The 13,891-nt window shown below is 62.3% G+C and carries 15 protein-coding genes; 9 read left to right on the top strand and 6 right to left on the bottom strand.

What is annotated here, in order from left to right; translation table 11 throughout:
- Window positions 1–108: 108 nt before the first annotated feature.
- The 6 genes from NPX02_RS13645 to NPX02_RS13670 all read right to left on the bottom strand — a co-directional run bounded on the left by NPX02_RS13645 (window position 109) and on the right by NPX02_RS13670 (window position 5,284).
- A complete protein-coding gene (locus tag NPX02_RS13645) occupies window positions 109–2,163 on the bottom strand; it encodes a methyl-accepting chemotaxis protein (RefSeq protein WP_260294298.1) in 2,055 nt (684 codons plus the stop codon).
- 91 nt (window positions 2,164–2,254) lie between these two features.
- Entirely contained in the window at window positions 2,255–2,797 is a 543-nt protein-coding gene (locus tag NPX02_RS13650; RefSeq protein ID WP_260294299.1) for a chemotaxis protein CheW, read from the bottom strand.
- A 10-nt stretch (window positions 2,798–2,807) separates the two neighbouring features.
- Window positions 2,808–3,230, bottom strand: coding sequence for a response regulator (locus NPX02_RS13655; protein ID WP_305792876.1), 423 nt, complete (start codon window positions 3,228–3,230; stop codon window positions 2,808–2,810).
- Between the two features lie 49 nt (window positions 3,231–3,279).
- Window positions 3,280–3,675, bottom strand: a complete 396-nt coding sequence (pilG, locus tag NPX02_RS13660; protein WP_260294300.1) for a twitching motility response regulator PilG — start codon at window positions 3,673–3,675, stop codon at window positions 3,280–3,282.
- Between the two features lie 364 nt (window positions 3,676–4,039).
- The gene (locus tag NPX02_RS13665) at window positions 4,040–4,768 is read right to left on the bottom strand and encodes a rhodanese-like domain-containing protein (RefSeq protein WP_260294301.1); all 729 of its coding nucleotides are present in this window, start codon (window positions 4,766–4,768) and stop codon (window positions 4,040–4,042) included.
- A gap of 120 nt (window positions 4,769–4,888) precedes the next feature.
- Complete coding sequence (locus tag NPX02_RS13670) at window positions 4,889–5,284, bottom strand: hypothetical protein (protein WP_260294302.1); 396 nt, start codon at window positions 5,282–5,284, stop codon at window positions 4,889–4,891.
- A 265-nt stretch (window positions 5,285–5,549) separates the two neighbouring features.
- Here NPX02_RS13670 and gshB point away from each other — a divergent pair, with 265 nt between their 5' ends.
- The 9 genes from gshB (at window position 5,550) to NPX02_RS13715 (ending at window position 13,322) form a co-directional block, all read left to right on the top strand.
- Complete coding sequence (gene gshB / locus NPX02_RS13675; RefSeq protein WP_260294303.1) at window positions 5,550–6,500, top strand: glutathione synthase; 951 nt, start codon at window positions 5,550–5,552, stop codon at window positions 6,498–6,500.
- Window positions 6,497–7,552 (top strand): FAD:protein FMN transferase, encoded by a 1,056-nt coding sequence (locus tag NPX02_RS13680; RefSeq protein ID WP_260294304.1) that lies wholly within the window; start codon window positions 6,497–6,499, stop codon window positions 7,550–7,552. Before gshB ends, NPX02_RS13680 begins: the two co-directional genes overlap by 4 nt.
- A 28-nt stretch (window positions 7,553–7,580) precedes the next feature.
- Window positions 7,581–8,468, top strand: coding sequence for an energy transducer TonB (locus NPX02_RS13685; protein WP_260294305.1), 888 nt, complete (start codon window positions 7,581–7,583; stop codon window positions 8,466–8,468).
- 50 nt (window positions 8,469–8,518) lie between these two features.
- Window positions 8,519–9,082, top strand: a complete 564-nt coding sequence (locus NPX02_RS13690; RefSeq protein ID WP_260294306.1) for a YqgE/AlgH family protein — start codon at window positions 8,519–8,521, stop codon at window positions 9,080–9,082.
- Window positions 9,083–9,208: 126 nt separating this feature from the next.
- Window positions 9,209–9,610: a Holliday junction resolvase RuvX gene (ruvX, locus tag NPX02_RS13695; protein ID WP_260294307.1), complete on the top strand. Its 402-nt coding sequence runs from the start codon at window positions 9,209–9,211 to the stop codon at window positions 9,608–9,610.
- Window positions 9,611–9,617: 7 nt separating this feature from the next.
- Window positions 9,618–10,142 carry a bifunctional pyr operon transcriptional regulator/uracil phosphoribosyltransferase PyrR gene (gene pyrR / locus NPX02_RS13700; RefSeq protein ID WP_260294312.1) on the top strand — a complete coding sequence of 175 codons (525 nt, stop codon included), beginning with the start codon at window positions 9,618–9,620 and terminating at the stop codon, window positions 10,140–10,142.
- A complete protein-coding gene (locus NPX02_RS13705) occupies window positions 10,139–11,116 on the top strand; it encodes an aspartate carbamoyltransferase catalytic subunit (RefSeq protein WP_260294308.1) in 978 nt (325 codons plus the stop codon). Before pyrR ends, NPX02_RS13705 begins: the two co-directional genes overlap by 4 nt.
- Window positions 11,113–12,432 carry a dihydroorotase gene (locus tag NPX02_RS13710; protein WP_418067338.1) on the top strand — a complete coding sequence of 440 codons (1,320 nt, stop codon included), beginning with the start codon at window positions 11,113–11,115 and terminating at the stop codon, window positions 12,430–12,432. The genes NPX02_RS13705 and NPX02_RS13710 overlap by 4 nt, the downstream gene beginning before the upstream one ends.
- Window positions 12,429–13,322, top strand: a complete 894-nt coding sequence (locus NPX02_RS13715; RefSeq protein WP_260294309.1) for a dihydroorotate dehydrogenase electron transfer subunit — start codon at window positions 12,429–12,431, stop codon at window positions 13,320–13,322. The genes NPX02_RS13710 and NPX02_RS13715 overlap by 4 nt, the downstream gene beginning before the upstream one ends.
- The last annotated feature ends 569 nt before the right edge of the window (window positions 13,323–13,891 follow it).

Genomic DNA, 13,891 nt, shown 5'->3' on the forward strand with positions numbered 1-13,891 from the left:
TATCTGCCGGCCGCCATCAGCACCGGTGCCGGCCTGGCGTGCTCCAACCCTCGGTTGATCACCACGCCGGCCTGATCCGGGCATCCGTTCATCCAGGGCAGGGAACCGTCAGTTGTATTCCGGCAGACGGAAACCGGCAACCGACCGCTGCAGCTCATCCGCCATATCCGCCAGGGTGCCGATCGCCGCGGCCGTCTGATTGGTACCATCCGATGTCTGGGTGGTAATCTCCTGGATCACGCTCATGGTGTCGTTCACCCGGGCGGCCTCATCGGACTGTGTCTGTGCGGTGTCGGCAACTCGCTGAATACGCTCGGAGATGTGATTGGAAACGCTTTCGATCTCCTTCAGCGCCTCACCGGCGTCCTCTGCCAACTGGGCACCGGCCACCACTTCGGTGGTGGTCGCCTCCATGGAGGAGACCGCCTCGTTGGTATCCGCCTGAATGGTCTTCACCAGCGCCTCGATCTGCTTGGTGGCGTTACCGGAACGTTCCGCGAGTCGCTGCACCTCGTCGGCCACCACCGCGAAGCCGCGCCCGGCCTCACCCGCCATGGCCGCCTGCATGGCCGCATTCAGTGCCAGGATGTTGGTCTGGTCGGCAATGTCGTCAATCAGCTCCACGATATCGCCGATCTCCTGGGAGCTTTCACCCAGCCGCTTGATGCGCTTGGAGGTCTCCTGGATCTGCTCGCGGATGGTATCCATGCCCTTGATGGTCCGGCGTACCGTCTCATTGCCCTTGGCGGCGATCTCAACCGAGTGCTGCGCCACTGTGGCGGATTCGGTTGCCTCCTGGGACATTTGATCAACCGCCGAGGCCATCTTGTTGATGGCCGCGGTGGCCGAGGTGATCTGATCGGCCTGATGTTCACTCGCTTCCGCCAGGTGCATGGCGGTGGCACGGCTCTCCTGGGCGGAGCTGGATACCTGCTCGGAGATCTCGTTAATGGTGGTTACCAGGCTGCGCAGCGCCTCGATGGCGTAGTTGATGGAGTCGGCGATGGCGCCGGTCACGTCCTCGGTCACCGTGGCAGTTACCGTCAGGTCACCGTCGGCCAGGTCGCCCATCTCGTCGAGCAGCCGCAAAATGGCCTGCTGGTTTCGTTCGTTCAACTGGCTGCTCTCCAGCTCACGACGTTGGGCGTTCCGAATCTGCAGATAACCCAGCGACAGCAGTATGAAAATGGAGAGACCGCCCAGCAGCACGATCAGCACTGGTCCCGCCTTCACGCCCAGGATGCTGATCAGCCCCGGATTTTCGCCGTAGGCTTCCACCAGCAACTGGGCCGCATCGTTCACCCGGTCCGATACGGCAGTCACCTGACTGGCCGCCTCGAGTGCCGGGAGTACCGCCGGAACCGTTTCGATGATCTCGTCGGCGTGATCGTTGATGGAGCTGAACAGCATCGCCGCCTCACGCAGTTTCTGCACCACCGCCGGATTGGTGATCTTGGCGATGCCGAGCGATTCGCTGCCCTCCAACATACCGTCGAGTACCCGGCCGAGATGGTCGGAGTCACGGCTGAACTGGTCGATGGCCGCCGCCGTGGCCTGTCCGCCTGCCAACACCTTGTTCACGTTTTTATCGATTCGTTCGGACAACATCAGCTGGCGCGAGGCGATGGCGATCTGCGCCGGATCCGCCCTGGTCGCCACCAGGTCGCCGATCACCTGCTCCGAGAGTTCCTGCAACTGCGGCATGAACTCGGTAATCACCCCGATAAACTCCTGTACGGAGAGGATGGCATCCCGGTTTGACAGGATGTCATCGGCATTCTGGCGCAACTCCAGCCAGGCATTTTCAACCCCGCGCAATTGCGCCGTTACCGGTTCGGGCGACGGCGGCAGGTCAACCGCCGGATCACCCTGCTTCAACTCCGACATGAGCCGTTCGAACTTGTCCCGGGACTCGCGCAACTGACCGAATGCCGACGGGTTACCGGCCGCCGCCGAGAGCGCGCTTTTGGCGATCTCCTGGGAGACCACCCGCTGCTCCTCGGAGCGGACAATGTAGATTTCGTCATTCGCCGCCCACTTCGCCACATGGGCGAATGTCAGCAAGGTCGCCAGCAACGTGACCAGCAACCCGATCGACAGCACAATGCCAAGCTTGTTTGAGGCGGCGCCACCACCCGTACGTCTGGTAACCCTGGTATTCATTTACTCTCTCTCCCGCAAGAGGCTTGTTCTTGTAAGGTTTCCGTTGCCACGAATGATAAAAATTCGCACACAGAAATCGCCTGGAAAAAAATCATAGTGAAGACACCCTGAATTCGGTATTCTCCGCCAGCAGATTCATACTGAATACCGGCCTGACGGCGCCCTCATATTCGTACGCTCCCTGCACGAATTGGCGGATATACTCCGGCAGAATGGGAACCCGTGTGCGCTGCTCCGCAAGGAAATGACGCATCCCCTGAACTTCACCGACCAGCAGTCCCGAATAGAGCCCCTGGTGATTGACCACCAGCACCCGGCTGCGCCGCCCGACCACTACCGGCGACCCACCCAGGAACTGTTGGAGATCGATAATCGGCAGCAGGTTGCCGCGGATGTTCGCCATGCCGAGCAGCCAGGCCTGGGTCCCCGGCACTTGGGTCAGCCCATCCGGATAGTTGAGAATCTCCCTGACCTCCTGGAGGGGTGCGATCACACCCAGCCCGGTAATGTTGAACAGCACACCTTCCCAATACTCCTGGACCTTCTGCTTCGGCAAGCCCACCGCATACTGGTGACTCCGGTGTTCGATTTTCTGCAGCAGCTGCAGCAGATCGGCTGATGTGATTTCGCTCATGATATCCTAATTAGCCGGCAAGCACGGCCCTGATCTTGCCGAGCAGCTCTGCCGCCGCCACCGGTTTGACCACATACTCCTTGGCACCCTGACGCAATCCCCAGGCACGATCCGTCTCCTGATCCTTGGTGGTCACCACAATGACCGGTATGTCCTGGGTCTCCGGCAACTTGCTCAGCTGGCGTGTCGCCTGAAAACCGTTCAGTCCGGGCATGACCACGTCCATCAGCACCAGGTCCGGCCGGGATTCCCTGGCCATGGTGATCCCGGTCTCGCCATCGGCGGCGGTAATAACCTTGTATCCGCCACTCTCAACAATGCCCTTGAGAATGTGCGTCTCGGTCGGGGAGTCATCAACGATCAGGATGGTCACATCGACGGCGCTGGCTTCATCGGATTGTTCTGCGCTGTTTTTCTTAAAGAAACTTCTCATAATCACAATATCCGCGGCTTGGGTAAGGTATGGAGTTAGCGACAGCCGGTCAGGCCGCCTTGGCACTGTGCTTGCGTATGGCGCCCAGCAGCTCATCCTTGGTAAACGGCTTGGTGAGATACTCTTCGGAACCGACAATACGTCCCCGGGCGCGATCGAACAAGCCATCCTTGGAGGAGAGCATGATGACCGGGGTCTTCTTGAATTCACTGTTATGCTTGATCAGGGCACAGGTCTGGTAACCGTCCAGGCGCGGCATCATGATATCCACGAAGATGATGTCCGGGTGGGTGTCGGCGATGACCGACAACGCCTCGAAGCCGTCGTTGGCGGTAAACACCTCGCACCCGGCCTTTTTAAGCAGGCTCTCGGCCGTGCGGCGGATCGTCTTGCTATCATCGATGACCATCACCTTTCTACCGGAGATATCGACGTCTTCATTCATTACTTGTGCTCCGTCAATGTAACAATTGCGAGTTCAGTGAGCTTGTCAGCGTTTATGGCAAGGCGCGCCTCGCCGGCAATGCAGGATCCCTTGCCAAGAGGCGCAACGCCGTCCATGGGCGCTGACAAGCTCACCCTTCGGGCGTCCCTGTGGCGTTCCTCAGCTGCGTTACAGCGCTTGACAAGGGAACCACCATTGCCTGCGCACTGCGCCTTGCCGCGAAACGCCACAGGGACGCTGAATCCGTAATTATCACGTTGACGGAGCACTAGCTTCCTCTGATTCGCACAACCTCTGGCGCGGGGATATAGTGACGTCCCTGCCGTTCCACTTGCAACCCCGGCACTATTGACCAGTGGCCTATTCAGTTCACCGTGGTCAGGCCAAACATCTGCCATACCTGCATCCCGCCCCGGTAATAATGTATTTTCTCCGCCGGATAGCCGACCGCCAGCAGCCCACGGATCGCTCTTGGTGACTGCCCGCAGGCCGGTCCGTTACACCAGAGCACCAGCTCCTTGCACTCGGTGAAATCCCACTTATCGGTCACCGGCCCGGCATCCATCACGCCCCACTGCTCCAGTGCCCGGGTCAGCCCGCCCGATGACGTTCTCGGTTTGGCCCCTAACGAGAGCAGCGCCTCTTCCATCTCCAGGTCATCCGGCCCCAGGCTCAGCACCGTGAATGGAATATTGACTGATCCCGGAATCGTGCCCTTGGCGTGCCACTCGGGCGTCCGCGCATCGATCAACACCCCCTGGCCATCCCGCAACTGATTCTCCATGAAGTCGAACACCTCAATCTCTCCCACCGTCTTGACCGCGGGGTCCACCTCCATCGGCCCGATACAGAAGGGCGGACATTGCCGACTGGTCTTGGCAAAATAGCCCCGCAGTTCAAAATCGGGATCCTGCACCCGCTGCACTTTCACCGAGCGCCCATTATGCATCACATGCAGGTAGGGCTTGCCCTGATAGAGCGGGATCACGCCGTCCTCGGCACCGACCTTTACTTCATCCTCCGCGCCAACCGCCTGTCCCGCCATGATCGACAGAACAGCAAAAACAGCCACAAAGGCTATTGATTTCCTCATTATTACCCCCCTAAAGAGACCCGCTATCTGACGTAGCTTAATTATTGAAACTTCACTGCTGCTTCCGGGTATATCGTCCGGTCGTCGCCTAACCTGAATATTTTCTGCTGTTTTTTACCCTCAGCGATGCAGGAACCGATCCATGATCTTTTTTCTCAGTTCCGAAATGGAGGCTCCAGACTGGTACTCCTGATAGATCTCTTCCTGGCTGCCGGGTGCCAGCTTGCTGTAAAACACCGCGCTGCCGGCATATTTTTCTTTCAATTCACTCTCGAAGGATTCACGCGAAAGCCGGCCGTCCGCCGCTTCACCGCCCGCGCCCCGAGAACTGGCGCCTCCCCCATCGACCTTGCCGGCCTCCTGATGCAGCGCGCTCAAATAATCATCTTCCCCTGCCGCCATCACTGAGACCGAGGTCACAAAACCAATAATCGCCAGACAGCATCCGCCCAGACCAAATCCCCACAGCGCCGGATTACCACCGCCTGCTCCACTCCGATATCGCCACTTGCTCATTACTCACCACACCTCCCAAACCGTTCATATCCGGAGATTCATAATCCCTCATCCGGTGACCTTAGGCCGCTCCCGGACGCTCTTCCAATGAGGGTAGTTGTAATAATAGGGTCCCTGTATGAATCTGGTTTTTTCTAGTTGCGACACTTTATTAGGATCATAACCTGAGAGAAAATAGCAACAGATAACCTCCACTGCAACCTTATAGTGGGAAAGTTGCGACAAGGTCACCGACAAACCGGGCCTCCTCAGGTATGATTGAAAAATGACTATCACTCTCGGTGTCGTGATGGATCCCATCGATTCCATCAAGATAAAAAAGGACAGCACTTTCGCCATGCTGCTGGAGGCCCAGCGGCGTGGCTGGGACCTGCGCTATATGGAGCAGCAGGACCTCTATCTGGATAACGACCGGGCCCACGCCCGGGTGCGCAATCTGCTGGTTGAAGAGAATCCCCAGGAGTGGTTCCGTTTCGTCGGCGAGGAGACCATTCCACTGGATGAACTGGACGTCATCCTGATGCGCAAGGACCCGCCGTTCGATATGGACTACATCTATACCACCTATCTGCTGGAGAAGGCCGAAGAGCGCGGCGTATTGGTCGTCAACCGGCCCGCCAGCCTGCGCGACTGCAACGAAAAGCTGTTCACCGCCTGGTTCCCGCAGTGCTGCACCCCCACCCTGGTGACCAGTGACCGGGAACGGATCCTCAGCTTTATGGACCGGCACAAGGATATCATCCTCAAGCCGCTGGACGGCATGGGCGGCAGTTCGATCTTCCGGGTACGCCAGGGCGACCCCAACGCCAACGTGATTATCGAAACCCTGACCGGTCACGGCCGGCGGCTGACCATGGCGCAGCGCTTCGTGCCCGAGATCAGCCAGGGCGACAAACGCATCCTGATGGTGGACGGTGAGCCGGTCCCGTATGCCCTGGCACGCATCCCCAAACCGGGGGAAACCCGCGGCAACCTGGCGGCCGGCGGTACCGGCCAGGGACTCCCGCTGTCCGAGCAGGATCGCTGGATCGCCCTGCAGGTCGGACCCAGCCTGCGGCAACGCGGCATCCTGTTCGCCGGCCTGGATGTGATCGGCGATTATCTCACCGAGATCAATATCACCAGCCCGACCTGCATCCGGGAACTCGACAGCCAGTTCGGACTCAATATCAGCGCGCAACTGATGGATTGCATAGAAGAGAAACTCGCTCCATGAAACACCCCGCAAGCGCCGCCTGGCTGCTGGCCCTGCTGTTGCTGGCCGGCTGCGACACCCAGCCCCCGGTCTACAAGGGACAATTCCTCGCCTTCGGCACCCTGGTGGATATCTCCATCGCCGGACTCTCCGCACAGGAGGCCCAGGCGGCGACCGACGTCATCGAGGATGACTTCAAACGCATGCACCACGCCTGGCACGCCTGGGACCCGGGCCCCCTGGGCCGGGTCAACCGGCTGATTCAGACCGGTGAGACCTTTGCCGCCCCACCCTCGGTGCTGCCGCTGATCGTGCGCGGTGCCGAACTGTCGGAAAAAAGCGACGGGCTGTTCAATCCGGCCATCGGCCAGCTGATTGATGCCTGGGGCTTTCACAATAACGACCCGAGCGGGCATCGGCCGCCCCCGCAGGAGACCATTGACCGCCTGCTGGCTGCCGCGCCAAAGATGAGTGACCTGCACCTGGACGGCATCCAGATGCGTAGCGGCAACCCGGCGGTCCAGCTCGATTTCGGCGCCTTCGGCAAGGGCTACGGGATCGATCTGGCGGTGGAGCACCTGAAAGAGCTGGGCGTACAGAACACCATTCTCAACGCCGGCGGCGACCTGCGGGCGATCGGCAGCAAGTACGGCGAACCCTGGCGCATCGCCATACGCCACCCCAGCGGCGAGGGGGTGCTGGGGATCATCCGCACCAGTGGCAGCGAGAGCATCTTCACCTCGGGTGACTACGAACGCAATTTCACCTGGGAAGGCAAGCGTTACCACCACATCATCGACCCCAGGACCGGCTACCCCGCCGTCGGCACCCGCTCGGTGACGGTGATCGACGATAACGCCACCACGGCGGATGCAGCGGCGACCGCACTGTTTATTGCCGGCCCATCACGCTGGTATGAAATCGCCCGGCGTATGGGGGTAGGCTATGTCCTGCTGGTGGACACCGGCGGTAATCTGCACATGAATCCCGCCATGCGGGAGCGGGTCGAACTGACCGACGCCGGCTACAACATCAAACTGAGTCCGCCGCTCACGGCCGGGCCCGGACGTTGAACCCTCGGACAGGATGAAGCGGACTGGCATGACAACCTCAATAGACCGGCTGGGACTGACGCTGTTTGTGGCGGTCACCCTGCATGCCACCGTCATTCTGGGCGTCAGCTTTACCCTGGAAACGCCGGAAAAGCCGGCCACCCCGGATCGCACCCTGGAGATCATGGTGGTGCAGAATCCGCAAAAGCACGATCTGAAACAGCCCATCGAAAAGGCCGATTTTCTCGCCCAGGCCAGTCAGGAGGGGGGCGGCGACCAAACCGAGAAGATGCGTCCCACAACCGAGATCACCCCGTCGACACCACTGCTGCGGGAAACTTCGGTGCAGGCGACGGCGCCCCCCCCACCGCCGGCACCGAAACCGAAGGCGGAAAAACCGAAAAAGGTGCTCACCAAACAGCAGCCGGACAGACAGAAGATCGAGACTGCGCCTGAGAAACGACCGACCCCGCCGGAGAAGAGGAGGGTGACTGCGGCGCAGTTGCTCGCGAGCACCAATCAGGAGATTGCCCGGCTCACCGCGGAACTGGATGAAAAAACCAAGGCCTATGCCAAGCGCCCGCGGCGCAAGACGCTGTCGGCACGCACCCAGGAGTACAAGTACGCCAGCTACCTGGATGCCTGGCGACGCAAGGTGGAGCGGGTCGGCAACCTCAACTACCCGGACGAGGCGAAACGGCGCAAGCTGTACGGCAACCTGGTGCTGCACGTGGAGGTCCGTGCCGACGGCAGCGTCAAGACCATTAATGTGCGCCAATCCTCCGGCCACAAGCTGCTGGATGACGCCGCCATCCGCATCGTCAAGCTCTCCTCCCCCTTCGCCCCGTTTCCGGCCGAGATCAGGAAGGAGACCGATATCCTCGATATCATCCGCACCTGGCAGTTCCGCAATAACGACCAACTTTTTTCAAAATAGCTTTCGCCGATGGTTGCGGAGCGAATCCCCGCATCCGATACTATATAGCTATGAACAGCCCCGTATCCCTGACCAATCAGTTCCTGATCGCCATGCCGCGGCTGGATGACGCCAATTTCCACCACACCGTGACCTATCTCTGTCAGCATGGCGAGGAGGGCGCGATGGGCATCGTCATCAACCGCCCCTCGGGATTGCGCCTCAACGACATACTCGATCAGCTGGACATCAACGACAGCCACCTGCCCAGCGCCGAACAACCCATCTTTATCGGCGGTCCGGTGCAGACCGACCGCGGTTTCGTGCTGCACACCAGCGGCGGTGCATGGGAATCGACCCTGCGCATCACCTCCAGCATCAGCATCACCACCTCGCGCGACATCCTCGACGCCATCGCCCGCGGCAAGGGGCCGGGGAAGAGCCTGATTGCCCTGGGTTACGCCGGCTGGGGGGTGGGCCAACTGGAGCAGGAGCTAAGCGCCAACGCCTGGCTGAACGGGCCGGCCCCGGAGAGTGTGCTGTTCGACCTACCGGCGGAGGCGCGCTGGGAGGCCGCCGCCCAGGCCATCGGCATCGACCTGAACCTGCTGTCGGGTGATGCCGGACATGCCTGAGCCGACCCCCGTCTCACCGCAACGGACCGCCCGCCCCGACTCCACACCACCCGTAGCGAGACGGCGCGCGGCACCGGCCGGGTGCCGGGGCGCCTGCTGCACGCGCCGCTGATCTGCCGCCGAAAAATGGGTACACTACTGGGCTTTGACTACGGCACCGCCAAGATCGGCATCGCCGTCGGCCAGACGGAGACCGGCACCGCCAATCCGCTGACCACCCTGCGGGCGGTGCGCCAGAAGCCGGACTGGGAGCGCATCGGCCGGCTGATCGACGAGTGGCTGCCGCAAGCGCTGGTGGTGGGCCTGCCCTACGACATGGACGACAGCGAAGCCGAGATCGCCCCGCTGGCCCGCCGCTTTGCCCGGCAGCTGGAGGGCCGCTACCGGCTCCCCGTCTACCTGGCCGACGAGCGGCTGACCTCGCAGGTGGCCCGGATGGAGCTGGGGCGCGGAGTGAAAAAATACGATGAACTTGATGCGATTGCCGCAAAACTGATCCTGGAAACCTGGTTAAGTGAACGACGATAAAATCTACATGCAAGCCGAAGCGATTGATGGGCTGATCGGCGAAATGGTACAAGCCATCAAAACCCGCCTGGAGGTGCAGCAGGCCCGCGACCCGGTGATGATCGGCATCCACACCGGCGGAGTCTGGCTGGCGGAACGCCTGCATAAACTGCTGGCGATCAAACAGCCGCTGGGCACCCTGGACATCTCCTTCTACCGGGACGATTTCACCCGCATCGGCATGAACCCCAAGGTGAAACCGTCGCAGATCCCGTTCGAGGTCGAGGACCGCCACATCATCCTGGTGGACGACGTGTTGCAGACCGGCCGCACCATCCGCGCCGCGATGAACGAGATCTTCGACTACGGACGCCCGGCCTCGATCCTGCTCGCCACCCTGGTGGAGCGCAGCGGCCGCGAGCTGCCGATCCAGCCCAGCGTGGTGGGTGTGCGGCCGCCCCTGACCCATGAACAGCAAATAACCTTGACCGGGCCGGACCCGCTCAACTTGATCATCGGCACCTCCAAACAGGAGACCAGGGGAACATCGTGAGCAAGCCCAATATCCAACTCGACAGCCACGGCCGACTCAAGCACTTTCTCACCATCGACGGCCTCAAGCGGGAGATGCTGACCGAGATCCTCGACACCGCCGAATCCTTCACCGGGGTATCGGAACGGGTGGTCAAGAAGGTACCGCTGTTGCGCGGCAAGACCATCTGCAATCTGTTCTTCGAGAACAGCACCCGCACCCGTACCACCTTCGAGGTGGCGGCCAAGCGACTCTCGGCGGACGTGCTCAATCTCAATGTCGGCGCCTCCTCCACCACCAAGGGCGAGACCCTGCTGGACACCCTGCGCAATCTCGAGGCGATGCACGTGGACATGTTCGTGATCCGCCACTCGGACAGCGGCGCCGCGCACTTCTTCGCCAGCTACGCCGCCCCCCACATCAGCGTCATCAACGCCGGTGACGGCCAGCATGCCCACCCCACCCAGGCGATGCTCGACATGTTCACCATCCGCCGCCACAAGGGCGAATTCACCGGGCTGCGGGTCGCCATCGTCGGCGACATCCTGCACTCCCGGGTGGCCCGTTCGCAGATCCTGGCCCTCAACACCCTGGGCACCTCCGAGGTGCGGGTGATCGCCCCGCGCACCCTGCTGCCGGCCGACCCGCGCAGCCTGGGGGTGCATGTCTTCCATGACCTCGAGGAGGGCATCCGCGACGTGGACGTGGTGATCATGCTGCGCCTGCAGAAGGAGCGCATGACCGGCGCCCTGCTGCCCAGCGAGCATGAGTACTTTCAGCTCTACGGGCTCACCGAGAAGCGGCTCAAGGCGGCCAAGCCGGATGCCATCGTGATGCACCCCGGCCCGATCAACCGCGGCGTGGAGATGGACTCCCAGGTGGCCGACGGCCCCCGCTCGGTGATTCTGCAACAGGTAAGTTTCGGCATCGCCGTGCGCATGGCGGTGATGTCCATGACCATGGGAACCCAGGCCCAGGGAGCGGCGGCACGATGAGCGGCATGAAGAACAGTATCCAGATCCTCGGCGGCCGGCTGATCGACCCGGCCAACGGCATCGACGCCATCCGCGACATCTATATCCAAAACGGCCGGGTCCTCGCCATCGGCGAACGGCCGGACGACTTTACCGCCCAGCACACCATCGACGCCGCCGGACTGATCGTCTGTCCCGGCCTGGTGGACCTGAGTGCGCGGATGCGCGAACCGGGCCAGGAGCACATCACCACCATCGCCAGCGAAACCGCGGTGGCCGCCCGCTCCGGCATCACCACCCTCTGCTGCCCGCCGGATACCGACCCGGTCATCGACTCCCCGGCAGTGGTCACCCTGCTGCTGCGCCGTGCCAAGCGCGCCGCCCGCGCCCGCGTGCTGCCGATCGGCGCCATGACCCAGCAGCTGGCCGGCGAGCACCTGAGCGAGATGGTGGCCCTGAAGCGGGCCGGCTGTGTCGCCATGAGCAACGCCTATGCGCCACTGGCCAATACCCTGGTGGAGCGGCGCGCCCTGGAGTATGCCGCCACCTTCGGCATCACCGCGATCCTGCGCCCGGAGGACCGTCACCTGCGCAACAACGGTTACGCCCACGAGGGACCGGTGAGCGCCCGACTGGGACTCCCCGGCATCCCGGAAGCGGCCGAATCGGTGGCGGTGGCGCGGGATCTGGCCCTGGCCGAGCACACCGGCTGCCGCATCCATTTCCACCTGCTCTCCAGCGGCACGGCCGCGCGCATGATCGAACAGGCCCAGCAGCAGCGCCTCCAGGTCTCCGCCAACGTGGCCGCCCACCAGCTGCACCTGACCGAGATGGATATCGAGGAGTTCAACAGCAACTGCCACCTGAATCCGCCGCTGCGCAGCCTCGCCGACCGCGACGCCCTGCGCCTGGCGCTGGCCAAGGGGGTGATCGGCGCCATCTGTTCGGATCATCAACCGCTGAAAGCGGACGCAAAGGAGGCGCCCTTCCCCTCCACCGCGACCGGCATGGCTGGGCTGCAGACCCTGCTCCCGTTGACCCTCAAGCTGGTGGACGAGGGGGTGCTCGGCCTGTCCGAGGCGATCGCCCGCATCACCTGCGGACCGGCGGATATCCTCGACCTCCCCTACGGCAGGCTCACTCCCGGCAGCAGCGCGGACCTCTGTCTGTTCGATCCCAACAGACACTGGGAACTCAAGCGCGACGAGCTGCCCAGCGCGGGGCGCAATACCCCGTTCATCGGCTGGGAGTTCCAGGGCCAGGTGACCCATACCCTGTTCGAGGGCCGTATCGTCTACCAATCCGCCAGCTCAAACCAGACCGCAAGCAGCCTATGACCCAACCTACAACAGACCCTAGAAGCCATCGCGAAACCATTTTCCTGGAGGAGGCGGAGATCCTCTCCCACCAGGCCTTCGCGGGTGATCAGTATATCCTGCGCCTGCAGGCGCCGCGCTGCGCCGAAAAGGCGCTGCCCGGCAGTTTCGCGCATATTCAGTGCGACACCTCCAAGCCGCTGCGCCGTCCCATCTCCATCATGCGCGCCTCGGCCGAACAGGGTTGGATCGAACTCCTCTACAAGGCGGTGGGCGACGGCACCCGCCTGCTGGCCCGGCGCCAGCCGGGCGAGCGGATCAGTCTCCTGGGGCCGATCGGCGAGCCCTTCCGGCTCCATGCGGAGCGCTCCCGGCCGCTGCTGATCGGTGGCGGTGTGGGGATGCCGCCGATGGTCTTCATCGCCCAGACCCTGGCGGGCAATACCGACTTCCGGCCGCTGGTGATCCTCGGCTCCGAGGTGCCCTTCCCCTTCCAGCCCCAGCCGTCGACCCTGTTGATGCCGGAGATGCCGGACGGGGTGATCGCCAGCATGCCGCTGCTGGATGACTGGCACATCCCTAACCGCCTGGCCAGCCAGCAGGGCTTCCCCGGCTGCCACGAGGGCTATGTCACCGACCTGGCACGCCACTGGTTGCGGACACTGCCGCCGGAGGCGCTGGCCCAGGTGGAGATCTTCTCCTGCGGACCCCATCCGATGCTGGAGAGCGTGGCGCGGCTGGCCGACGAGTTCGACCTGCCCTGCCAGGTCTCGCTGGAGGAGTTCATGGCCTGCGGGGTGGGTGGTTGCGCCGGTTGCGTGGTGGAGGTGCAGACCGACCGGGGCCCGGCCATGAAGCGGGTCTGTGTGGATGGGCCGGTGTTTGACGCGCGCGCGGTATTTCCGGCCTGACACACAGCGGGCGGAGTCAAGCCGCACACCGACGACGGGAAGCGCTTCCTGATCCGGACGGATTGACTCCGACCCCTCCAGATCAAAACCTCATTCAACCGCCAAGAACGCAAAGGCCACGAAGGAAACCAGCGACTTGTATTGTCCCGATCCGTCACCTGCCGGATTGGACCGGAGGAGTCGCTTCGTAGGGTGGATAAGCCGGTAGGCACATCCACCAGTCGGGACCGGGAGAGTGTCGGAGACTCACAATCAGTTTCGCAGGCTGGGGTTCGCAGGCTCACCCCACCTACGAACTATGGATCATGTTCAACGTGTAGGATGGGTGGAGGCGCACATCCTCGGTTGTTGGGGACTCTCCGCAGTCGGGACGCGCCGTAACCCATCTTCGATGAAGCCGGGCGATGGGTGACATGCCGGGAAGGTACCGCTGACCGATTGATGGGTTAGGTCGTTCCTCCTCCACCCATCGCCTGCCCCCTGGGCGTCTCAGTGAATAAGCCCGCAGGGGTAGTTTCAGTTTTCATTAAACTCTCGCAAAGACACCAAGTACGCAAAGTAAAAGCGTA

It is taken from the genome of Sedimenticola hydrogenitrophicus, from assembly GCF_025175675.1.
Taxonomy (GTDB): Bacteria; Pseudomonadota; Gammaproteobacteria; order Chromatiales; family Chromatiaceae; genus Sedimenticola; species Sedimenticola hydrogenitrophicus.